Source organism: Streptomyces sp. NPDC044106 (genome assembly GCF_056433985.1).
In genome coordinates this window covers 24,642-47,075 of sequence record NZ_JBWKFZ010000017.1, presented here as the reverse complement: position 1 = coordinate 47,075, position 22,434 = coordinate 24,642, and the positions used below count along the sequence as shown (strand labels likewise).

Annotated in this window: 13 protein-coding genes; 4 read left to right on the top strand and 9 right to left on the bottom strand. The window is 71.3% G+C overall.

Annotated elements, in window-relative coordinates:
- The first annotated feature begins 353 nt into the window (after positions 1 to 353).
- On the top strand, positions 354 to 1,214 hold the full coding sequence (locus tag AC07DI_RS28660) for a class I SAM-dependent methyltransferase (protein ID WP_384250013.1): 861 nt from the start codon (positions 354 to 356) through the stop codon (positions 1,212 to 1,214).
- A gap of 47 nt (positions 1,215 to 1,261) precedes the next feature.
- On the opposite strand, the gene ftsH is transcribed toward AC07DI_RS28660, so the two are convergent.
- The 6 genes from ftsH to nsdA all read right to left on the bottom strand — a co-directional run bounded on the left by ftsH (position 1,262) and on the right by nsdA (position 11,987).
- Positions 1,262 to 3,196, bottom strand: coding sequence for an ATP-dependent zinc metalloprotease FtsH (ftsH, locus tag AC07DI_RS28655; protein ID WP_478906949.1), 1,935 nt, complete (start codon positions 3,194 to 3,196; stop codon positions 1,262 to 1,264).
- A 152-nt stretch (positions 3,197 to 3,348) separates the two neighbouring features.
- Entirely contained in the window at positions 3,349 to 4,902 is a 1,554-nt protein-coding gene (gene ffh, locus AC07DI_RS28650) for a signal recognition particle protein (RefSeq protein ID WP_478906947.1), read from the bottom strand.
- Positions 4,903 to 5,809: 907 nt separating this feature from the next.
- Positions 5,810 to 8,323, bottom strand: coding sequence for a [protein-PII] uridylyltransferase (locus tag AC07DI_RS28645; RefSeq protein ID WP_478906945.1), 2,514 nt, complete (start codon positions 8,321 to 8,323; stop codon positions 5,810 to 5,812).
- 120 nt (positions 8,324 to 8,443) lie between these two features.
- Positions 8,444 to 8,782: a P-II family nitrogen regulator gene (locus AC07DI_RS28640; RefSeq protein ID WP_058847462.1), complete on the bottom strand. Its 339-nt coding sequence runs from the start codon at positions 8,780 to 8,782 to the stop codon at positions 8,444 to 8,446.
- Positions 8,779 to 10,173 carry an ammonium transporter gene (locus tag AC07DI_RS28635; protein ID WP_478906943.1) on the bottom strand — a complete coding sequence of 465 codons (1,395 nt, stop codon included), beginning with the start codon at positions 10,171 to 10,173 and terminating at the stop codon, positions 8,779 to 8,781. The genes AC07DI_RS28640 and AC07DI_RS28635 overlap by 4 nt, the downstream gene beginning before the upstream one ends.
- A 335-nt stretch (positions 10,174 to 10,508) precedes the next feature.
- Positions 10,509 to 11,987 carry a transcriptional repressor NsdA gene (gene nsdA / locus AC07DI_RS28630; RefSeq protein ID WP_384250001.1) on the bottom strand — a complete coding sequence of 493 codons (1,479 nt, stop codon included), beginning with the start codon at positions 11,985 to 11,987 and terminating at the stop codon, positions 10,509 to 10,511.
- 423 nt (positions 11,988 to 12,410) lie between these two features.
- Between nsdA and AC07DI_RS28625 the strand changes: the two genes are divergently transcribed.
- Positions 12,411 to 13,070, top strand: a complete 660-nt coding sequence (locus AC07DI_RS28625; RefSeq protein ID WP_478906940.1) for a bifunctional DNA primase/polymerase — start codon at positions 12,411 to 12,413, stop codon at positions 13,068 to 13,070.
- Between the two features lie 103 nt (positions 13,071 to 13,173).
- On the opposite strand, the gene ftsY is transcribed toward AC07DI_RS28625, so the two are convergent.
- A complete protein-coding gene (gene ftsY, locus AC07DI_RS28620; protein WP_384249996.1) occupies positions 13,174 to 14,397 on the bottom strand; it encodes a signal recognition particle-docking protein FtsY in 1,224 nt (407 codons plus the stop codon).
- 199 nt (positions 14,398 to 14,596) lie between these two features.
- On the opposite strand from ftsY, the gene AC07DI_RS28615 reads away from it, so the two are divergent.
- The gene (locus AC07DI_RS28615) at positions 14,597 to 16,045 is read left to right on the top strand and encodes a purine-cytosine permease family protein (RefSeq protein ID WP_384249993.1); all 1,449 of its coding nucleotides are present in this window, start codon (positions 14,597 to 14,599) and stop codon (positions 16,043 to 16,045) included.
- A gap of 135 nt (positions 16,046 to 16,180) precedes the next feature.
- Entirely contained in the window at positions 16,181 to 17,164 is a 984-nt protein-coding gene (locus AC07DI_RS28610) for an LLM class flavin-dependent oxidoreductase (protein WP_478906938.1), read from the top strand.
- A 53-nt stretch (positions 17,165 to 17,217) separates the two neighbouring features.
- On the opposite strand, the gene AC07DI_RS28605 is transcribed toward AC07DI_RS28610, so the two are convergent.
- Both AC07DI_RS28605 and smc read right to left on the bottom strand, forming a co-directional pair.
- The gene (locus tag AC07DI_RS28605) at positions 17,218 to 18,642 is read right to left on the bottom strand and encodes a sugar porter family MFS transporter (protein ID WP_478906936.1); all 1,425 of its coding nucleotides are present in this window, start codon (positions 18,640 to 18,642) and stop codon (positions 17,218 to 17,220) included.
- 207 nt (positions 18,643 to 18,849) lie between these two features.
- Complete coding sequence (gene smc / locus AC07DI_RS28600) at positions 18,850 to 22,410, bottom strand: chromosome segregation protein SMC (protein ID WP_478906934.1); 3,561 nt, start codon at positions 22,408 to 22,410, stop codon at positions 18,850 to 18,852.
- Between the last annotated feature and the right edge of the window lie 24 nt (positions 22,411 to 22,434).

The following is a 22,434-nucleotide window of genomic DNA, read 5'->3' as shown; positions in this document are numbered from 1 at the left end:
TCCGGACGAGGGCGGGTGCGCTGATCTGCGGAGAAGCCTCACAGCTCGCATCAAGCCGGTACGTAGCGGCGCGTACGCCCCAGCGCGTAGCCCATGTCCTCGCGCCGGGTGGGAGCGGGCGACGACAGCGACGTTACCCGGGGTCTCATCGGCGTCCGGCACCGGCCCGCGGTCCGGCGTACCCGGGAGGGGCGCACAACGGTGGCACGCAAGCATTGCCCGACAACCTCTGGACTCCACGACGGATGCGGAGTTCTCTGGCATACGGGGGGAGTGCGAGCGCACTGCACGGGGGCGGATGAACCGTTGAATTCCGGCACTGCACCAACTCTCGTTTGATTGGGGCGCTTTCGATGACACCAACACTCGTGCAGTCGCACCTCCCCCGCGCGGGCGCTTCGCCCCGTGTGGACCTGTGTGCACGCGCGCGTGACTGGGCGGAGATCCAGGAACGGATGCTGGTCCCGCTCTATGAAGCGGTGTACGAACGGCTCGAAGTGAATGGAGGCACCCGGCTCCTCGGCCTCGGCTGCGGTTCCGGACTGGCTCTGCTGATGGCCCTCTCCCGCGGCGCCGCGGTCACCGGCGTCGACCCCGCGCACCCCGAACGCCTCGCTCTCGCGCGCGAACGCCTGCTGGCGGACGGCGGGGAGGCAGCACGCGCGCGTGCCGGTACCCGCCTGGTGGAAGGCGGCCCGGCGGACGCGGCGGACCCGGAGCTGCCCGCGTACAACCTCGTCACCGCCTTCCAGCCGATCGGCTGCATGGCGGGTGACTCCGAAGGGCTGTCCGACCTCCTGGAGGCGGCGGCCCCGCTCGCCGGGCGCGGCGCCCCGGTGGTACTCGCCGGCTGGGGTCCTCCGGAGCGTTGTGCGACCTCCTCAGTACTGAGGGTGGCGACGAAGCTCGCCGATCCGCTCCGGTCCACGGGCAGCTGGCGCCCCGCGCTCCGGGACGACCTGGAGGAGGTCGCCCATCGGGCGGGGCTCAAGCCGGACGGCTCGGGCCGGGTGGCGTGCCCCTTCGGATACGCGGACGTGGAGAGCGCGGCGCGCGGGCTGCTGTCGACGGGGCTGTTCGACGCGGCGGTGGGCGCGACGGACCAGGTGCAGGTCGACAAGGAGCTGACGGAGGCGCTGCATCCGCATCGGCGCGGGGACGGCACGGTGTGGATGCCGAACGTCTTCCGCTACCTGATCGCCCGCACGCCCTAGCCGCCCGCGGCGGCCGAAACTGCCGACCCGGGCCAAGGTCACAGGCCCTAGCCGTCCTTGGCCATCCGCGTGATGCCCGCCACCCGGTACGCCTGCGCTTCCTCCAGCGTCTCGTTCTCCAGCAATGCCGCGGCCAGGGCGTCCAGTTGGTCCCTATGGTCGCGCAGCTGGCGGCAGGCGCTCTCGTAGCACTCGTCGACGATCCGGCGCATCTCACCGTCGATGGTGTCGAGGGTCCCGGGGGCGGCCGCGAGCCCGTACGCCTGCTGGGCGTCGTTCGGCAGGGCCGAGAGGCGGCCCACGAGTTCGCTCATGCCCCAGCGGCCGACCATGCCGCGCGCGATGTTGGTGACCTGCTCCAGGTCGTTCTCGGCGCCGGTGGTGACGACTCCGTAGACGACGTGTTCGGCGGCCATGCCTCCCAGGGCGCCGATGATGCGACCTCTGAGGTACTCCTCGGTGTACGCGTATTTGTCGGAGTCGGGAGTCGAGAGCGTCACGCCCAGCGCACGCCCGCGCGGCACGATCGTGATCTTGCGGACCGGGTCGGCGCCGGGTTGCAGCATGCCGAGCAGGGCGTGGCCGCTTTCGTGGTACGCGGTGCGCCTGCGCTCGTCCTCCGGCATCACGAGCGGCCGCTCGGCGCCGAGCTGGACCTTCTCCATGGCTTCGGAGAGGTCGGACTGGGTGACCGTTCGCTGCTTGCGCTTGACGGCGACGAGGGCCGCTTCGTTGGCGAGGTTGGCGAGTTCGGCGCCGGTCATGCCCGGCGTCGTACGGGCGACCTGGGCGAGATCGACGTCGTCGGCCAGTGGGATGGCCCGCGTGTGGATCTTGAGGATGGCCTCGCGGCCGCCGCGGTCGGGCGGTGAGACGTTGACGACGCGGTCGAAGCGCCCGGGTCTGGTGAGGGCGGGGTCGAGGACGTCTGCGCGGTTGGTGGCGGCGAGCACGATGACGCCTTCCGCGCCGGAGAAACCATCCATCTCGGTGAGGATCTGGTTCAGCGTCTGCTCGCGCTCGTCGTGCCCGCCCATTCCGCTGCCGCCGCCCCGCGCGCGCCCGATGGTGTCGATCTCGTCGATGAAGATGATCGACGGCGCGACCTTGCGGGCCTCGGCGAAGAGTTCGCGTACGCGCGAGGCGCCCACGCCCACGATCATCTCGATGAAGCCCGAGGCGGAGGCGGAGAAGAAGGGCACGCCCGCCTCGCCCGCCACGGCGCGGGCGAGCAGCGTCTTGCCGGTGCCGGGCGGCCCCGCGAGCAGCACGCCGCGCGGCATCCTGGCACCCATCCTGCGGTAGGCGTCGGGGTTCTTCAGGAAGTCGACGACGTCGTTGAGCTCGCCCTCGACCTCGTCGATCCCCGCCACGTCCTCGAACGTGGTCCGCTTCGCCCCGGGCTCCAGTTCGACGGGTTTCGGCGGCGTCTTGCGGCCGAGCATGCCGCCCCCGCCGCCCATCCCCGCGCCCATGCGCCGGGCGATGAAGATCCAGAGCACGACGAGCAGCAGCATCGGGGCGAGCGAGATGAGCAGGTTCGACAGGAAGCTGCGCTCCTGCACCACTGGCTCGGCGGTGACGGTGACCTTGTGCTTGGTCAGGTCGTCCCAGAGCTTGTCGTCGGCGAAGGCGGGGCGCTGCGTCGTGAACTTGGTGTACTTCCCCTTGTCACCGTCCGGCTTGGACTGCTCCTTCTTGAGCTGCCCCTGGATCGCGTCGCCCTTGGAGTAGATCTTCGTGACGTTGCCGGAGTCGACCTGCTTGGCGAACTCCGTGTACGAGATCGTCGGCTCGTCGCCGTCGTTGAAGAAGGACAGGACGAGGTTGGCGATGAGATACACGATCAGAGCCGTCAGGACCAGGCCGCCCCAGCCGCCCGGCATCTTCTTCTTCGGCGGCGGCGTCGGGTCGGGCGGCGGCGCGCCCTCGGAACGCCACGGCGGATCGGGCGCCTGGCGCGGCGGCACAGGGTTGCTCATATCCGGACGTTACGTCAGAAATTGGCCTCGGGCACCTGCTCCGGGGAGCCGGGAAACGTCAATGGGGCGCCCCTCCGTAAAGGGGCGCCCCATTGGCGTACGGGACGGAACAGCCCATGATCGGGCGGGCGGTTCCGTCCACTCGACGAACGTCAGCCCATGAACTTCTTGAACTCGTCGGGAAGCTCGAAGTTCTGGCCGGCCTGGCCACCCGGAAGCCCGAAGGCGCCGCCGTCCTGACCGGCCTGCTCGCGGCGGGCGGCCGCCTCCTGCTCCTCCTGCTTGCGCTTCATCGGGTTGCCGGAGCGGCGCTTGCCCTTGGCCTGCTTCTGCTTCTTCTTCTGCCTGCCGGGGCCGCCGCCCATGCCCGGCATCCCGGGCATACCCGGCATGCCGCCGCCCTGGGCCATGCGGGACATCATCTTCCGCGCCTCGAAGAACCGCTCGACGAGGTTCTTCACGGCGCTGACGTCGACGCCGGAGCCCTTGGCGATACGGGCCCGGCGCGAGCCGTTGAGGATCGTCGGCTCCTGACGCTCGGCGGGCGTCATCGACTTGATGATGGCGGCGGTACGGTCCACGTCCCGCTCGTCCAGATTGGCGATCTGGTCCTTGATCTGCCCCATCCCGGGCATCATCCCGAGCAGCTTGCTGATGCTGCCCATCTTCCTGACCTGCTCCATCTGGGCCAGGAAGTCGTCGAGGGTGAAGTCCACACCCTTCTTGGAGGCCAGCTTGGAGGCCATCTTCTCGGCCTCTTGCTGCGAGAAGGTCTGCTCGGCCTTCTCGATCAGCGTGAGCATGTCGCCCATGCCGAGGATGCGGGACGCCATGCGGTCCGGGTGGAACGCGTCGAAGTCGTCCAGCTTCTCGCCGTTCGAGGCGAACATGATCTGACGCCCTGTGACCTGCGCGATCGAGAGCGCGGCACCACCGCGGGCGTCACCGTCGAGCTTGGAGAGCACGACGCCGTCGAAGCCGACGCCGTCCCGGAAGGACTCGGCCGTGTTGACCGCGTCCTGACCGATCATGGCGTCGACGACGAAGAGGACCTCGTCCGGGCTGACGGCGTCGCGGATGTCCGCGGCCTGCTGCATCAGCTCCTGGTCGATGCCAAGGCGTCCCGCGGTGTCGACGATGACGACGTCGAACTGCTTGGTCTTCGCGTACTCGACCGAGTCCTTGGCGACCTGCACCGGGTCGCCGACGCCGTTGCCCGGCTGGGGGGCGTAGACGCCGACGCCGGCGCGCTCCGCGACCACGCTCAGCTGGTTGACGGCGTTGGGGCGCTGGAGGTCGCAGGCGACGAGCAGCGGCGCGTGGCCCTGGCCCTTCAGCCAGAGACCGAGCTTGCCCGCGAGGGTCGTCTTACCGGCACCCTGGAGGCCCGCGAGCATGATGACGGTCGGGCCCGTCTTGGCGAAGCGCAGGCGCCTCGTCTCGCCACCGAGGATGCCGACGAGCTCCTCGTTGACGATCTTGATGACCTGCTGGGCGGGGTTGAGGGCCTGGGAGACCTCGGCGCCGGTCGCGCGCTCCTTGATCTGCTTGATGAAGGCGCGGACGACGGGCAGGGCGACGTCCGCCTCGAGGAGGGCGATGCGGATCTCGCGCGCCGTGGCGTCGATGTCCGCCTCGGACAGGCGGCCCTTGCCCCGGAGGTTCTTGAATGTCGCTGCGAGGCGGTCGGAGAGAGTATCGAACACGGCGGTCGCGAATCCTCGGGTCGGGGGAAGGGGAACAGGTCGCCTTCCAGAGTATCGGTCGACCGAGGGCACCGTGCGATGGGCTTGGGCGGTTGTTCTGCGCGGGCCCCTGGCGGGGTGGCGTTCCGGTGGGCTCCGATGGGTGTGCTCCCCCGCCTCCGTCTGCAGGTACGAACGGGCCCGCCGCTCCGCGGCGGATGTCTCCCACCCACCCGTTTGCCCCGCGACGCATGGCGGGGGTAGGGGCGGGGGTGCGACCCCGCGACGCACGGCGGGAGTAGGGGCCGGGGGGCGGGTACAACCCCGCGACGCACGAATGGCAGCAGGGCCGAGGGTGGGAACATCCCCGCGACGCACGGCGGGAGCGGGGGCCCCGGAGGCGGGTACAACCTCGCGACGCACGACGGAAGTAGGGACCCGGGGGGCGGGTACAACCCCGCGACGCACGCTGGGAGCAGGAGCCGGGGGGTGGGTACGACCCCGCGACGCACGATGGGAGCAGGGCCCGGGGGGGGGAACATCCCCGCGACGCACAGCGGGAGCGGGGCCCCGGGAGGGGCGGGTACGCCCCCGCGACGCGCAGCGGGAGCAGGTGCCGGAGAGGGACCCGCGACGTACAGCCGAGACAGGGGAGCGAGACAGGGGAGCCAGTAGGTGCACCCTAACCGGGCCGCGGTCGCACGCGCTCCCGAGGGGACGTGGGGGTATGTGCGAACGGAGCACCGAGCATCCTGTAGCCCCATTGTCCGTGCAGCGCGACGCAGGGACAGCGAGTACGCACATACCCCCGCGGCCCCGCCCCACAGACGAACAACAGGCGCAGACCCCAGCCCCAGCGCAGCCGCACACGCCACCGCACACGCAACCGCCCACGCCACCCAAGCCCACCCCCTACCCCCGCACCCCCCTACCCCCGCAACCCCCCCTCCACCCCCCGAGCAACCCCCACCGCCCGCTCCCCCGCCAACGGCCCCCCATCCGCCCCCGTCACATAGAACGCATCCACCGCGTTCGCCCCCAGCGTCGACACATGCGCACTCCGCACCACCACCCCCGCCGCCTCCAACGCCCGCCCGATCCGGTGCAGGAGGCCCGGGGCGTCCTGGGCCCTCACCTCGATCACCGTTGCGAGGCGTGAAGCCGCCGGGGCCACCGTCACCCGGGCCGGCGGGGCGGCCGGGCCGCGGCGGCGCGGGTAGGCCGCCTCCCGCTCCGCGAGCCGCGCCTCGATGTCGAGTGAGCCGTCGAGTGCCCGCACGAGATCGGCCCGCAACCGCGTCGCCTGCGGCAGCGGGCCGTACTCCGCCGCCACCCGCCAGCTGAGCAGCAGCACCGAGGACGACTCGACGCCCGAGGGCAGCGTCACCTCCCGCAGCTCCGCGGTCCGCACCGCGAGCCGGTGCAGCGCGAGGACCCCGGCCACCGCGGACAGCACCCCCGGCTGATCCGGCACGGCGACCAGCAGCCGCACCCCGAGCGGGTCCGCCTCCCCCTCGACCTCCCCGTCGACCTCGACCTCCCCCGCCCTCTCCGCCCGCGCCCGAAGCGCCAGCACGGGCCCACCCGTACGGAACGCCTCCATCGCGAGCCGCTCCTGCTCGGCCGTCGGCGCCGCGTCCTCGGCGGCATCCTCAGGGACGGCGTCCCCGGAGAGCACCGCCGCCACCCGCCGCACCAGATCGGCGACCAGCGAGGCCCGCCACGCCGACCAGGCCGCGGGCCCGGTGGCCAGCGCGTCCGCCTCGGTCAGGGCGTGCAGGAGCTCCAGCGTCCCTACGGAACCCACCGCCTCGGCGACCCCGCGTACCGTCGCGGGATCATCGAGGTCACGCCGTGTCGCCGTCTCCACGAGAAGCAGGTGGTGCCGGACCAGGCGCGCGACGACCGCGACGTCGTCCGCGTCGAACCCGATCCGCGCCGCGACATCGCGGGCGATGACCTCCCCGGCCTCGGAGTGGTCCCCGGGCCACCCCTTGCCGATGTCGTGCAGCAGCGCCGCGACGAGCAGCAGATCGGGCCGCCCCACTCGCCGGGTGAGTTCGGCCGCCCGTACCGCCGTCTCGACCAGGTGCCGGTCGACCGTCCAGGTGTGGACGGCGTTGCGCTGCGGCCGGCACCGCACCCGCTCCCAGTCCGGCAGCATCCGCGTGATGAGCCCCTCGGCCTCCAGCGCCTCCCACACGTCGACCGTCGTCCGGCCCGCGCCGAGCAACGTCACGAGCTGATCGCGGGCCTCGGCCGGCCACGGCGTGGGCAGGGGGCGCGCGGCGGCGGCCAGCCGGCGCACGGCGTGCAGCGAGAGCGGGAGTCCCGCCTGCGCCGCCGCCGCGGCGGCCCGCAGCGGCAGGACGGGGTCCCGCTCGGGCCGGGCGGCGCGGGCGAGCACGGCCTCCCCGTCCTGTTCGACGACCCCCTCGGCCAGCGGCGTCCGCTCCGCCACCGCTCCGCGGCCACGCCCGCCGCCACCGCCAAGGAGCGTCCGCAGCCGCGGTCGCCCGGCCCGCGCCCGCAGCACGCGCCCGACCTCGCGCCAGGTCACGTCACTGGCGTACGAGACGACGCGCGCCGCCTCGTAGACCTGCCGCAGCAGGGTGTCGGCGTCCAGCAGGCCAAGTTCGGCGGCGACCTGGTCCTGCTCCTGGAGGGCGAGCCGGTCGGTGGCCCGGCCGGTCGCCAGGTGCAGCGCGTCGCGCACGTCGAGGAGGTGCCTGCGGGCGTCGGCGAGCCCTTCGCGGGGCGCGTCCGCGAGCCACGACGCGGCGACGGCCCGCAGCGCGGTGACGTCGCGCAGCCCGCCCCTCGCCTCCTTGAGGTCGGGTTCGAGGAGGTAGCTCAACTCGCCCTGGCGCTCCGCCCGTTCCTCGCACAGTTCGCGCAGCTCCGGCAGCCGCTTCACCGCCTGGTTGCGCCAGTCGGCGAGCACGACGGTGCGCAGCGCGGCACTCATCCCGGAGTCGCCCGCGACATGGCGGGCGTCGAGGAGCCCGAGGTGCACCTTGAGGTCCTCACCGGCGGTCTTCCTGGCCTCCACGGGCGTCCGCACGGAGTGGTCGAGTGCGAGGCCGAGGTCCCAGACCGGGTACCAGAGGCGGTCGGCGAGCGCGGCCACCTCGGCGCCGGCCGCGTTGCCGTCGTGCAGGAGGAGCAGGTCGAGGTCGCTGCGGGGCGACAGCTCGCCGCGCCCGTAGCCGCCCACCGCGACGAGCGCGACGCCCCGCGGCACGCCCGCGGACCCCGCACCGTCGCCGCCACCGGCCCGGAAGAGCCCGGCCAGCCAGTCGTCCGTCAGCTCCGCGAGGGCGGAACGGCGCGGCGGCCCTGACCGCGACTCCTCGTGGAGGAGCCGCAGCCGGGCCGCCGCGTAGCCGCTGGGTCCGGATTCTTCCGGTTTCGCTTCGGTAGGTACGTCCACACTCGTCACCCAGCAGCTCCTGTTCGGTCCCACTCAGTTCATTTCGCCCGACGTCTCACACCCGCCCCCCGCACCGCTCACCCCGCGCCCCTCATCCACACGCCGCGGCCCATGCCCCTCCCGCACCTCTTACAACGCGTCAGGCCCCCGCTCCCCCGTCCGCACCCGCACAGCCGTGTCGACCGGCACGCTCCACACCTTGCCGTCCCCGATCTTGCCGGTCCTGGCCGCCTTCACCACGACCTCCACGAGCTGCTCGGCGTCGTCGTCCTCGACGAGAACCTCGATACGAATCTTCGGCACGAGGTCCACCGTGTACTCGGCACCCCGGTAGACCTCGGTGTGTCCGCGCTGCCGTCCGTAGCCGCTGGCCTCGGTGACGGTCAGCCCCTGGACACCGAAGGCCTGCAGCGCTTCCTTGATCTCGTCGAGCCGGTGCGGCTTGACGACCGCGGTGATGAGCTTCATACGTCCACCTTCTTGTTCCTCTGACCTTGAGCCTGCGCCGGCGCCTGACCACCAGCACCCACACCCGCACCCACAGCCGCACCCGGCGCCGGAAGCCCCGTACGCGAAGCCGTACCGCCGCCCGCCCCGCTGAAGTCGTACGCGGTCTCGGCGTGTTCCACCTGGTCGATGCCCGTGACCTCGTCGTCATCGGCGACCCGCATCCCGATCGTCCTGTCGATGAGGAGGGCGAGGACCGCAGAGGCGACGAGGGAGTACGCGAGCACGGCGCCGACACCCGCGAGCTGCTTCCACAACTGGTCCAGGCCGCCGCCGTAGAAGAGGCCCTGCGCCTTGGACTGCCCGCCGCCGGTGGCGAAGAAGCCGACGAGGACCGAACCGGCGATCCCGCCGACCAGGTGGACGCCGACGACGTCGAGGGAGTCGTCGTACCCGAACCGGAACTTGAGTCCGACGGCCATGGCGCACAGCAGCCCGGCGACGGCCCCGATGGCGATGGCGCCGAGCGGTGAGCAGGAACCGCCGGACGGGGTGATGGCGACGAGGCCGGCGACGGCGCCCGACGCGGCGCCCAGCGTGGTGAACGCGCCGTGCCGGAGCTTCTCGTAGATGAGCCAGGCGAGCATCGCGGCGGCGGTGGCGACCTGCGTGTTGACGAACATGAGCGCGCCGACGCCGTCGTCGTTGCCGAGCCACGATCCGGCGTTGAAGCCGAACCAGCCGAACCAGAGCAGGGCCGCGCCGAGCATCACCAGGGGCAGCGAGTGAGGCCGCATCGGGTCCTTCTTGAAGCCGACCCGCTTGCCGATGACGAGGATGACGCCGAGCGCCGCGGCACCGGCGTTGATGTGCACGGCCGTGCCACCCGCGAAGTCGATGACCCCCAGCTCGAAGGCCCAGCCGCCGGCGCCCCAGACCCAGTGCGCGACGGGGAAGTACACGACGGTGGCCCACAGGGCGACGAACAGGGCCCAGGACGTGAACTTCACGCGGTCCGCGAGGGCGCCGCTGATCAGCGCGGGGGTGATGACGGCGAACATCAGCTGGAAGACGGCGAAGACGTAGACGGGGATGGTGTAGCCGTCCCAGAGCTGGTTGATGCCGAGCCCACTGAGGCCTACGTAGTCGCCTTCCCAGCCCAGCAGGCTGCCGTGGTCGGTGCCGAACGCGACGGAGAAGCCGTACAGCACCCAGAGGATGGTGACGATGCCCAGGCTGATGAAGCTCATCATCAGCATGTTCAGCGTGCTCTTGACGCGGACCATGCCTCCGTAGAAGAAGGCGAGTCCCGGCGTCATGAGCATCACCAGGGCGGAGCAGATGAGCATGAACCCGGTGTTGGCGGCAGACAGCTCCGGGGCGTCTGCGGCGATCGTGATGCCTGGGGGCATCGGCGTCTCCTCGTCTTCGTATGCGGCCCGCGCGGGCGGACCTGTGCGGTGCCGAGGAGCCCCGTTCGATGAGTGCCGGGGCCGTGGGCCGGTTATGCGCCAGAGATTGGCCCAGCGCGGTTTCCACGGAGGCGCCTCGGTGTTTCGCAGCAGTGACGAAGACGCGGTGCGTGTTACACGGCCATGAACTGCCGGGTCACGCGGGGTGCGCTCGCACACCCCTCGCACGGCATGAGAACCGGCCGCGGCGGCCATCCGGCTGACCTGGCATGGGGGAGCCGAGTCGGGCTGTTAGGGATGGTCCCGCCGCGGCCGGGGCCGGGGGGTACCGGGCTTCAGACCGCCTCCGCGGTCTCCGGCATCTCGATGGCGAGCCGCTCGGTGAGCTGGACGACTTCGGCGACGTCCCCGAAGTCCCGGACGGCCGTGTCGACGGTCTTGCGCAGACGCGTGTTGACCCGCTCGGAGCGGACCTTCTTGGCGATGTCGAGGGCCCGCCCGGCGAGGACCGTGCTCTGCTCGGGCTCGCGCTGGAGCAGGTGGACGGTGGCCTTGCCGATGAGGTTCAGCGCATACGAACGCTGGTGCTCGGTGTCCCTCTCGAAGAGCTCCACGGCGCGGTCCATGACGGGCTCGGCGAGCGAGGCGTAGGCGGGGCTGCGGCCCGCCACGTACGCCAGGTCGCGGTACGAGTGGGCGTTCTCGCCGTTCAGCTCGGCCTCGGAGAAGAAGCGGATCCAGTCCGGCTCGGGGCCGCCGAAGTCCTCGGCGTCGGCGAAGGTGTCCTCGGCCATCCGCACGGCCCGCTTGCACTTGCCCGGCTGGCCCATGCTGGCGTACGCCCTGGCCTCCATCGCATACAGCATGGCCTGGGTGCGCGGGCTGGCGCAGTCGCGGCTGCCGTACTGCGCGAGGTGGATCAGTTCGAGTGCGTCGTCGGGCCGGCCGAGGTGGATCATCTGGCGGCTCATGCTGGAGAGGATGTACGACCCGAGGGGCTTCTCGCCCGCCTCCTTGGCGGCGTGCAGGGCGAGGACGAAGTACTTCTGGGCGGTGGGCTGCAGGCCCACGTCGTAGCTCATCCAGCCCGCCAGCTCCGCCAGTTCGCCCGCGACCTTGAAGAGGCGCCGGGAGGTGGCCTCGGGCTGGGGCTCCTGCAGCAGGTCCGTCACCTCGTGCAGCTGCCCGACGACGGCCTTGCGCCGGAGCCCTCCCCCGCACTGGGCGTCCCACTGCCGGAACATCACCGTCGTGGATTCCAGGAGGTCGAGCTCCGGCTTGGACAGCCGGGAGGGGCGGCGCTGCGCGGCGGCGGTCTCGGGCTCGCGCGGCGCGGCGGCGGACGGTGAGGGCACCAGCCAGCGCTGCATGGGCTCGATGAGGGCGGGGCCCGCGGAGAGCGCGAGCGAGGTGCCGAGGAAGCCGCGGCGGGCGAGCATCAGGTCGCTGCGCGAGAACTCGCTCATGAGCGCGACCGTCTGCGGCCCGGTCCAGGGCAGGTCGACGCCGGAGGAGGCGGGGGTGCGGTGCGCGGCGCGCAGGCCCAGGTCCTCGACGGCGACGACGCAGCCGAACCGCTCGGAGAACAGCTCGGAAAGGATGCGGGGGATCGGCTCGCGCGGATTCTCGCCGTCCAGCCAGCGGCGGACCCGTGAGGTGTCCGTGGAAATGTGGTGGGCACCCAACTGCCGCGCCCTGCGGTTCACCTGGCGGGCGAGCTCGCCTTTCGACCAGCCGCTGCGCACGAACCAGGACGTGAGCATCTCGTTGGGGCGCTTCTCGGCGCTCACGCCACCTCCGTCGTTGCCGCCCACTGGAACGCCCCCATCCCTCAAGCCACTTGTGCGTTGTCCACGCCAAGCCCTAACAGAATGCCGCGCCTTGCGCCGGTCCGTCCGGAGAATGTCACCCGTCGAACAGGAAACCGACTTGCCTCCGGCATACCCACGAGTGCTCGAACTCACAGGGCCATGCACCGAAAGTAATCCTACGATCACCCGTCCGGCGAGGGCGATCGCGGAAACGCCACCATTCGCCACCCCTTCGAATGAACTCCCGGGCCGCCACAAGCGATTCACTTGACACAGGGCAAACGAAAGCGGGCGGAGCGGAGTGCACCGGGGCGTGTGGGACCGGGCGCACTCCCCGTAAATTCTTCGGGCGCCCGTCGCGACAGCAGAGGGTAACGATCCGATTCCGTCACGTAACCGCGACACGCTGGACCCGTTGGAGGGGGCATGGGCTTCACGATCGGCGGCATCCGGGGAACCGACAGGCCCCGCACCGGATCACGGCGGCGCGGCCGCACGTCGGACCGCACCACGGTGGCGGAGTACACCGGCCTCTGGGGCTGGGACGCGGTGCCCGGCGCCCGGGCCGTGGACGGCGTCTGCTCGTGCGGAACCGCCGGCTGTGCCGCCCCCGGCGCCCACCCGCTGGCCTTCGCCCCCGAGGTCCCGGCCGGGGCCACACTCGACGAAGTGACCGAGGCCTGGGCGGAGTTCCCCGGCGCCGCCGTGCTGCTGCCGGTCGGGCGCGCCTTCGACGTCCTGGAGGTGGCGGAGGCCGCGGGGCGGCGCGCCCTGGTCCGGCTGGAGCGGATGGGCCTTCCACTGGGTCCTGTGGCGGTCACGCCCGAGGGCCGGGCGCAGTTCTTCGTCGCCCCCGGCGCCGCGAGTGAACTCCCCCGGCTGCTGTACCGCATGGGCTGGGACGGCGCCGCCCTGGACCTGCACGGTCTGGGCCACGGTACCCACATCACCGCGCCCCCGTCCGACCGCGGCGGCCTGGGCCCGGTCCGCTGGCTCCGCTCCCCCGCGCTCGACACGGCGACGAACCCGCCCCAGGCGCGGCTCCTGCTCGGCACCCTGGCGTACGTGGCGCACCGGTCTCCCTAGGGACGGCCCCGCCCGGATACGGAAGGGCCCCTCGCACCTGCACCGTGCGAGGGGCCCTTCTCTTCACGCGTGTGACACGTCCGCGTACGACGGACCGCGGACCTCAGTCCCCGATGAGCGCGTCCACGAACGCCTCGGGCTCGAACGGGGCCAGGTCGTCCGCGCCCTCGCCGAGGCCCACCAGCTTGACCGGCACGCCCAGTTCGCGCTGGACAGCGACGACGATGCCACCCTTGGCGGTGCCGTCCAGCTTGGTGAGGACGATGCCCGTGATGTTGACGACCTCTGCGAAGACGCGCGCCTGCACCAGGCCGTTCTGGCCGGTCGTGGCGTCGAGGACGAGCAGCACCTCGTCGAGCGGGGCGTGCTTCTCGACGACGCGCTTGACCTTGCCGAGCTCGTCCATGAGGCCCGTCTTGGTGTGCAGCCGGCCCGCGGTGTCGATGAGGACGACGTCCGCGCCGTCCGCGATGCCCTCCTTGACCGCATCGAAGGCGATCGACGCCGGGTCGCCGCCCTCCGGGCCACGGACCGTACGGGCGCCGACGCGCTCGCCCCAGGTCTGGAGCTGGTCGGCGGCCGCGGCGCGGAAGGTGTCGGCGGCGCCGAGCACGACCGAGCGGCCGTCGGCGACGAGGACGCGCGCGAGCTTGCCCGTGGTGGTGGTCTTGCCGGTGCCGTTCACCCCGACGACCATCACGATGCCCGGCGTCTCCAGGCCGGACTCGGTCTTCACGGTGCGGTCGAGGTCGGCGCCGACGAGCGTGAGGAGCTCCTCGCGCAGCAGTGTGCGCAGCTCGTCCGGCGTGCGGGTGCCGAGCACGCGTACGCGCTCGCGCAGCCGCTCCACGAGCTCCTGGGTGGGCGCGACACCGACGTCCGCGGTGAGCAGCGTGTCCTCGATCTCCTCCCAGGTGTCCTCGTCGAGGTGCTCGCGGGACAGCAGCGTGAGCAGTCCCTTGCCGAGCGCGTTCTGCGAGCGGGAGAGCCGGGCGCGCAGCCGCACCATGCGTCCCGCGGCGGGCTCGGGGGTCTCGATCTCCGGCGCGGCCGGCTCTTCGGCGACCGGCTCCTCGACGACGACCGGGGCCGTGGCCGACGGCTCGGCGAGCGGGAGTTCCACCTCCTCGATCGTGCGGCGCGGTTCGTCGCGCGGCGTCTCGGCCTCGTCGCCGACCTTCGGTTCGGCGGGAGGGGCGGTGATGGTGGGCGTGCTGGACGGGGCCTGCGGGGGCAGCTGCTTCTTCTTGCGGCTGCCGATCACGAGCCCGCCGAGCGCGCCGATCACGACCACGGCGATGACTACAGCAAGGATGACGATTTCCATAACTCGTCCAGTATCGGCCATGCCACCAGGAGAGGCCCAGATTGGAGTTTCCTCCAAAGAACATAAGCCCCGGGAGGGCACTACTCGGACTAAAGTACGATGGAGGTCCCCGCATCAACGCGCGTAGAGTCCATCGCGAATCACCCCCACCGGCGGATCGCGACGTTGCGATCCGAGCGAGAGGCACGGACCCACCCCCATGAGCAGCACCACCGCCGAATCCGAAGGCGCCCTCGAGACACGCGGCCTTGAGCCCGTCCCGGACGCCGAGCGCACGGGCAAGACCCGTGAACTCTTCCCCACCTGGGTAGCGGCCAACATCAGCGTCCTGCTGCTGACCATGGGCGCGGGCCTGATCGTCTCCAACGGCCTGAACTTCTGGCAGGTCCTGATCGTCGCGCTCGTCTCGCCCCTGCTGAGCTACGGCATGGTCGGCCTGATCTCCGTCGCCGGCAAGCGCGGCGGTTCGCCGGGCATGACGCTCTCCCGCGCGGTCTTCGGCCAGCGCGGCAACCTCTTCCCCGGCGCGCTGATCTGGGTCGCCCGCTGGGGCTGGGAGACGATCAACGCGGTCACCGGCGCGTACGCGATCATCACCGTCCTGGACATCTGCTTCGGCGTGAAGTCCAGCACCTGGCTGACCGTCGTCACGCTGGTCTGCTTCGTCACCTGCACGTTCCTGATCAGCGGTCTCGGCCGGAAGATCCTGCACATCTGCAGCACGTGGTCGACGTACGCCTTCGGCGCGTTCAGCGTCCTCGTACTGATCTACCTCCTCGCCGAGACCGACTGGTCCGAGGTCTTCGACCAGCCCGCGGGCTCCACGGCGATGATGGTCGCGGGCGTCGGCACGATCGCCGCCGGCGGCATCAGCTGGGTCCCCACGGGCCCCGACTTCACCCGCTACCTCCCGCGCACCACCTCGAACAAGCCGCTGGTGGGCCACGCGGTCGGCGGCGCCGCCATCGTCGTCGTCCCGATGGTCCTGATGGGCGCCGTCATGGCCGTCTCCGCGCCGAAGCTCTCCACCGCCGCGGACCCCGTCTCCTTCCTCGGCTCGCTGCTTCCGACGTGGATCGCCGTGCCGTACCTGATCATGGCCCTGGTCGGCATGCTGCTGATCAACTCGATGTCGATGTACTCCGCGGGCTTCACCGCCATGACGCTCGGCATCAAGGTCCCGCGCGCGTGGGCGGTCAGCGTGAACGCCGTCATCAGCCTGATCTTCGGCTACATCCTGATGAACGTGGCGACCAGCTTCATGGGCTCGTTCATCTCCTTCCTCACCCTGCTCGCGGTCGCGTTCTCCGCCTGGATCGGCGTCTTCGGCATCGACATGCTGCGCCGCAAGACCTACGACGGCGAGGCGCTGATGGACACCAAGCGCACCAGCGCGTACTGGTACAAGGCTGGTTTCGCCTGGCAGGCCATGACGGCGTGGGCGATCGCCCTGGTGGTGGGCCTGCTCTTCACCAAGGTCGACTGGTTCAGCGGCCCGCTCGCCACCTCCTGGACCGGCCGTCACGGCCTTGGCTGGCTGACCACGATCGTCGTCGCCGCGGTCCTGTACGCGGTCCTGCCGAAGACCCCGCCGGTCGAGAAGGACGCGACGGGCGGCAAGGGCGACACCGAGCTGATCTCCGCCTGACCGGCGCCGGCTCCCGTACGGGACGATCCGGCTCCCATAGGGGACGATCCCGCTCCCGTACGGGACTACCCATCTGACACCACGTCAACTAACGTCCCCCTTCGCCGCCCACGCACGGTGAAGGGGGACGTTTCCATGCCCGCCACAGTCGTACGTTTCAACCTCGTCGATCCCGCGGCCACGCCCGCCTCGCTGAGCGAGCGCTACCGGACCGCCCTGGAGATGGCCGCCTACGCCGACGACCGCGGCATCTCCACCATCCAGACCGAGGAACACCACGGCACGGCAAACAACTGGATCTCCTCGCCGTTCACCTTCGCGGGCGCCGTCTTCGGCGCGACCCGGCGCATCGCGGTGACGGTGTCCGCGGTCATCGGCCCGCTGCACGACCCGCTGCGGCTCGCCGAGGACATCGCCGTACTGGACCTGCTGAGCGCGGGACGCCTGGTCACGGTGGCGGGGATCGGCTACCGGCCCGAGGAGTACGAGCAGGCGGGCGTCGACTGGAAGAGCCGCGGGAAGCTCCAGGACGAGCTTCTGGAGACGCTGCTCAAGGCCTGGCGGGGCGAGCCCTTCACCTTCCGCGGCCGGACGGCGCGCGTCACACCGCGCCCCTTCACGCAGCCGCACCCGCTGCTCCTGGTCGGCGGCTCCTCGAAGGCGGCGGCCCGGCGCGCGGCCCGGCTCGGCCTGCCGTTCTTCCCCAGCGCCCATCTGCCGGAGCTGGCGGCGTACTACACCGCGCAGCTCGCGGAGCACGGCACCGAGGGCTGGACGATGATGCCCGCCGCCGAGACCACGCTCCTGCACATCGCGGACGACCCGGACCGCGCCTGGGCCGAGCACGGCGAGCACTTCCTGCATGAGGCGCGTACGTACGCCTCCTGGCAGTCCAAGGACATCCGCTCGGCGGTGAAGTCGGCGGCCACGACGGTGCGGGAGCTGCGCGAGGAGGGCGTCTACCGCATCCTGACGCCGGACGAGTGCGTGACGTACGCGCGAAACGGCGCGGGCAGCCTCGTCCTGCACCCGCTCTCCGGAGGGATGCCCGTCGACGAGGGCTGGCGCAGCCTGCACCACTTCTGCGAAAACGTACTGCCCCGGCTGAAGGACACGTGAGCACGAGTCCTTCGGCCGGGGCAGCTTCCTGAAGAGGAGGGGGCAGCGGGGGTTTAGCCCATCTCCTCCAGGGCCTTGCCCTTCGTCTCCTTGACGAACTTCATGACGAAGGGGATCGAGATGGCGGCGAAGGCGCCATAGATGATGTACGAGCCGGTCAGCGACCACTCGGACATGCTCGGGAACGTCTTGGTGATCGCGAAGTTGGCGAGCCACTGGGCCGACGCGGCCACACCGAGCGCGGCGGCGCGGAGCCGGTTCGGGAAGATCTCGCCGAGCAGCACCCAGACCACCACGCCCCAGGAGAGGGCGAAGAAGAGCACGAAGGCGTTGGCGGCGATGATCGCGGTCAGGCCCTGCGCGTTGGGCAGCGAGACGTCGTCGCCGGAGCCGGACCGGTACGAGAAGGCCCATGCCATGGTGAACAGCGCCGCCGCCATGCCCGCCGAGCCGATGATCGCGAGCGGCTTGCGGCCGATGCGATCGACGAAGATCATCGCGATGACGGTACCGATGATGTTCACGATCGACGTCTCGAACGAGTACAGGAACGAGCTGGACGGGTCCTTGCCGATCGACTGCCACAGCTGGTTCGAGTAGTAGAAGATCACGTTGATGCCGACGAGCTGCTGGAAGACCGAGAGCCCGATGCCGATCCAGACGATCGGCAGGAAGCCGACCTTGCCGAGCAGGTCCTTGAAGGACGGCTTGTGCTCGCGGTGCAGGCCCCGCTCGATCTCGTCGACGCGCGCGTCGAGGTCGATGGAGGTGCCCTCGACCTCGCCGAGGACCTTCTTGGCCTCCTTCTTCTTGCCCGCGGAGACCAGGAAGCGCGGCGACTCCGGGATGATGAAGGACAGCAGGCCGTAGATCAGGGCCGGGACCAGCATGACGCCGAGCATCCACTGCCAGGCCTCAAGGCCCATCAGCTTGCCGCGCTGGTCGCCGTCAGCCATGTTCAGGATGCCCCAGTTGACCAGCTGGGAGACGGCGATGCCGATGACGATCGCGGCCTGCTGGAACGAGGCGAGCCGGCCGCGGTAGGCGGGCGGCGCGACCTCGGCGATGTACGCCGGGCCGATCACCGAGGCCATGCCGATGCCGATGCCGCCGATCAGGCGCCACACCGTGAGGTCCCAGGCCGCGAAGGGCAGGGACGAGCCGACGGCGCTGGCCGCGAAGAGCACGGCGGCGATCTGCATGCAGCGGATGCGGCCGATGCGGTCGGCGATGCGTCCGGCCACCGCGGCGCCCACGGCGCAGCCGAGCAACGCGGTGGCGATGATCCAGCCGAGCACGTTGGCGTCGACGTCGAAGCGGTGCTGGATGGCGACGGTCGCGCCATTGATCACCGAACTGTCGTAGCCGAACAGGAAGCCACCCATCGCGGCGGCCGCCGTAATGAAGATGACATGTCCGAGATGGTCCGGGTGGGCCTCTCTGGCTCCGGACTGAGGCGCCTGCGATGTGCTGGTCACGTGTACTCCTCGGGCCACCGGCAACGTCGCCGGGGGTGGGGGCGAGCTCTTCAAGTGGCGCACAACTTCACGCCGCCCACCACCTGAAGGTAAAAGCAACATTGCAGAGACTATGCCTTCAAGTTACGAAGTCAAGAGGTGGGTCGTTGTGAATTTATGGGCACTTTGAGGCCTGGTTCGTTCAAGTATTGAAGTCTTGTAGAGCGCCTAGCGGAGCCGCTGACTGATCACCTTCGAGACGCCGTCACCCTGCATCGAGACGCCGTAGAGCGCGTCGGCGACCTCCATCGTGCGCTTCTGGTGCGTGATCACGATGAGCTGCGAGGCCTCCTGCAGCTCCTGCATGATGCGGATGAGCCGCTGCAGGTTGGTGTCGTCGAGCGCCGCCTCGACCTCGTCCATCACGTAGAACGGACTCGGTCGCGCCTTGAAGATCGAAACGAGCAGCGCCACGGCCGTCAGCGACCGTTCACCGCCGGACAGCAGCGAGAGCCGCTTGACCTTCTTGCCGGGCGGCCGGGCCTCGACGTCCACGCCGGTGGTGAGCATGTTGTCCGGGTCGGTCAGGATCAGCCGGCCCTCACCGCCGGGGAAGAGCCGCGAGAAGACGCCCTCGAACTGCCGGGCCGTGTCGTAGTAGGCCTCGGTGAAGACCTGCTCGACCCGTTCGTCGACCTCCTTCACCACCTGGAGGAGGTCCGTCCGTGTCTTCTTCAGGTCTTCGAGCTGCTCGCTCAGGAACTTGTGCCGTTCCTCCAGCGCCGCGAACTCCTCGAGCGCCAGCGGATTCACTTTTCCGAGCTGCTGATACGCCCGTTCGGCTGACCTGAGCCGCTTCTCCTGCTCACCGCGGACGAACGGCACCGGCTGGTTGCGCGGATGCGCCGGATCGTCGGGCAGCTCCTCGCCCTCGGCGGGGGGCGAGGGCGGCACGAGCTGATCCGGGCCGTAGTCGGCCACGAGTCCCGCCGGTTCCACACCGAGCTCCTCCAGTGCCTTGGCCTCAAGCTGCTCGATCCGCAGCCGCTTCTCGGCACCCAGTACCTCGCCGCGGTGAACTGAATCAGTCAATTTGTCGAGTTCCGCCTTGAGCTCCCTGCCCTGGTTCCGCGCGGCGGCCAGCTCGCGCTCCCTGACCTCCTTGGCGCGCTCGGCCGCGGCCCGCTCCTCCTCGGCCCGTACGAGGGACACCTCGACGTGAGCGAGCAGCTGGCGCCCGCCGGACGCGACGGCCCCGGCGACCGCCGCCTCGTGGCGCAGCCGGGCCCTACGCTGTTCGGCACGCGCGCGTGCCTCACGTTCGGCGCGGGCTCCCCGGTCCAGGGAGTCGGCCCGGCCTGCGAGGGCCTTGACCCGCTCCTCGTGCGTACGGGCCTGGAGCCGCGCCTCCATCTCGGTCTGCCGGGCGTTGGCCCCGTCGGCGGCGAGGCGGTCGCGCACGGAGCTGTCGGGCTCCTCCTCTTCCCCCGCGGGGGACGCCTCCTGTGCGACGGTGAGCCGCTCGGCGAGTTCCTCGGCCTCCTCGACGGCCTTGTCCAGCGCGTCCTGCGCCTTGGCCGCCGCGGCGGCGGACCGCTCCGCCTCCCCCGCCGCGCCCCGCGCCTGCCCGGCGAGCCGCCCCAGCTGCTGGGCCACGGACGACTTCTCGCGGTCGGCGGCCCTGCGCCGCTCCCCCAACTCCTCGACGAGCGCCGCGCATTCATCGCGCCGCTCCCCCGCGCGCCGCTGCTCCCGCGCCAACTCCTCGCACCGCGCACCCAGTTCCTCCAGCTCGGCGGCGGCCTCGTCGACGGATGCCTGCACTTCGAGCAGGCTCGGCGCCCCCGCGGAACCGCCCTGCGCGAAGTGCGCCCCCAGCAGGTCCCCATCAGCGGTGACGGCGGTCAGCTCCGGGCGGGCGTAGACCAGGTCCTCGGCGTCCTCAAGGGTGCCCACCGCGACGAATCCCCGAAGGAGCCGCCGCACGGCGGGCAGCAGCTCATCGGGGCCCCGCACGAGATCGGCGACGGGCGGCGGCCCCTCGGAGCGCTCCGCGCGCGGCTCCTCCGGGGCGCCGCCGAGGAGCAGCGCCGCACGCCCCGCGTCCTGCTTGCGGAGCAGCCGGATGGCCTCGGCGGCCGTGCCGGGGTCGCTCACCGCGACGGCGTCGGCGCAGGCACCGAGCGCGGCCGCGACCGGCACCTCGAAACCGGGCGCCACGGAGAGCAGCGCGGCGGCCGGGCCGAGCACCCCGGCGAGCTGGTCCTTGGCGGCGAGCAGCGCGCCGGTGCCGTCCTTGCGCCGCAGGCCGAGCGCGAGCGCGTCGTGCCGGGCGGCGACGGCGGCCCGTTCGCGCTCGGCCGCGGTCGCCGCCTCCCGTGCCGCGGTGAGCGCGGCCTCGGCCTCGGCGAGCTCCCGCTTCGCCGCGTCGTGCCGCTCGCCGAGCTCGGCGTCGTCCGCGTCGAGCCCGTCGACCTCGGCCTTGAGCTGCTCGTACTCCTCCTGGGCCACGACCGCGCGCTCCGCGGCCTCGTCCCGGGCGACGGCGAGGCGGTCGATCTCGGCCTGCGCCGACGAGGCGCGCGAACGGGCGGCGTTGACTTGTCCGTGCAGTCGGGCGAGCCCTTCGCGCCGGTCGGCGATGGCCCGCGCCACGTCCTTGAGCCTGCGCTCCTCGACCGCCAGCTGCCGCTCCAGCTCGGCCCGGTGGGCGACCGTGTCCTCCAGGGCGTGCTCGGCGGCCTCCAGGGCGGCTTCGAGCTCGGCCTCCTGCTCGCGGATCCGGGCGGCCTCGCGCTCCATGTCCTCGGGGTCGCGCCCGCGCCGCTCCTCGGGCGGCGCCGCGGTGGCGCTCGTGACCCGCGCGTCGGCCAGCGAGACGGTGCCGCGCACCCGCTCGGCCAGCTGGGACAGCTCGTACCAGGTCTGCTGGGCCCGCTGCAGGCGCGGGGAGAGGCGCCGCACCTCCTCCTCCAGCTGCGCCTCGCGGTGCAGGGCGGCCTTCAGTTCGGCCTCGGCGCGCTCCTTGCGCTCCTTGAGCGCGGCCTCGTCGGCGACCTCCGCGTTCAGCGCCTCGCGCAGCCGTACGAGATCGTCGGCGAGCAGTCGCAGGCGGGCGTCGCGCAGATCGGCCTGGATGACGGCGGCCCGGCGGGCCACCGCGGCCTGCCTACCCAGCGGCTTGAGCTGGCGCCGCAGTTCGTCGGTGAGGTCCTGGACGCGTGCGAGGTTGGCCTGCATCGCGTCGAGCTTGCGGAGCGCCTTCTCCTTGCGCTTGCGGTGCTTGAGGACGCCCGCGGCCTCCTCGATGAACGCGCGTCGTCCCATCGGGTCGGCGTGCAGCACGCCGTCGAGCTGCCCCTGTCCGACGATGACGTGCATCTCGCGTCCGATGCCGGAGTCGGAGAGCAGTTCCTGGATGTCGAGGAGGCGGCAGGTGTCGCCGTTGATCTGGTACTCGCTGCCGCCGTTGCGGAACATGATCCGCGTGATGGTGACCTCGGCGTACTCGATGGGCAGCGCGCCGTCGGAGTTGTCGATGGTGAGGGAGACCTCGGCGCGGCCGAGCGGGGGGCGCCCGGTGGTGCCGGCGAAGATGACGTCCTCCATCTTGCCGCCGCGCAGGGATTTGGCGCCCTGTTCACCCATGACCCAGCTGAGCGCGTCCACGACGTTGGACTTGCCGGAACCGTTGGGTCCGACGACGCAGGTGATGCCCGGTTCGAACTTCAGCGTCGTGGCGGACGCGAAGGACTTGAATCCGCGCAGGGTAAGGGCCTTGAGATGCACGCCGTCGGACTCTACCTTCAGTGG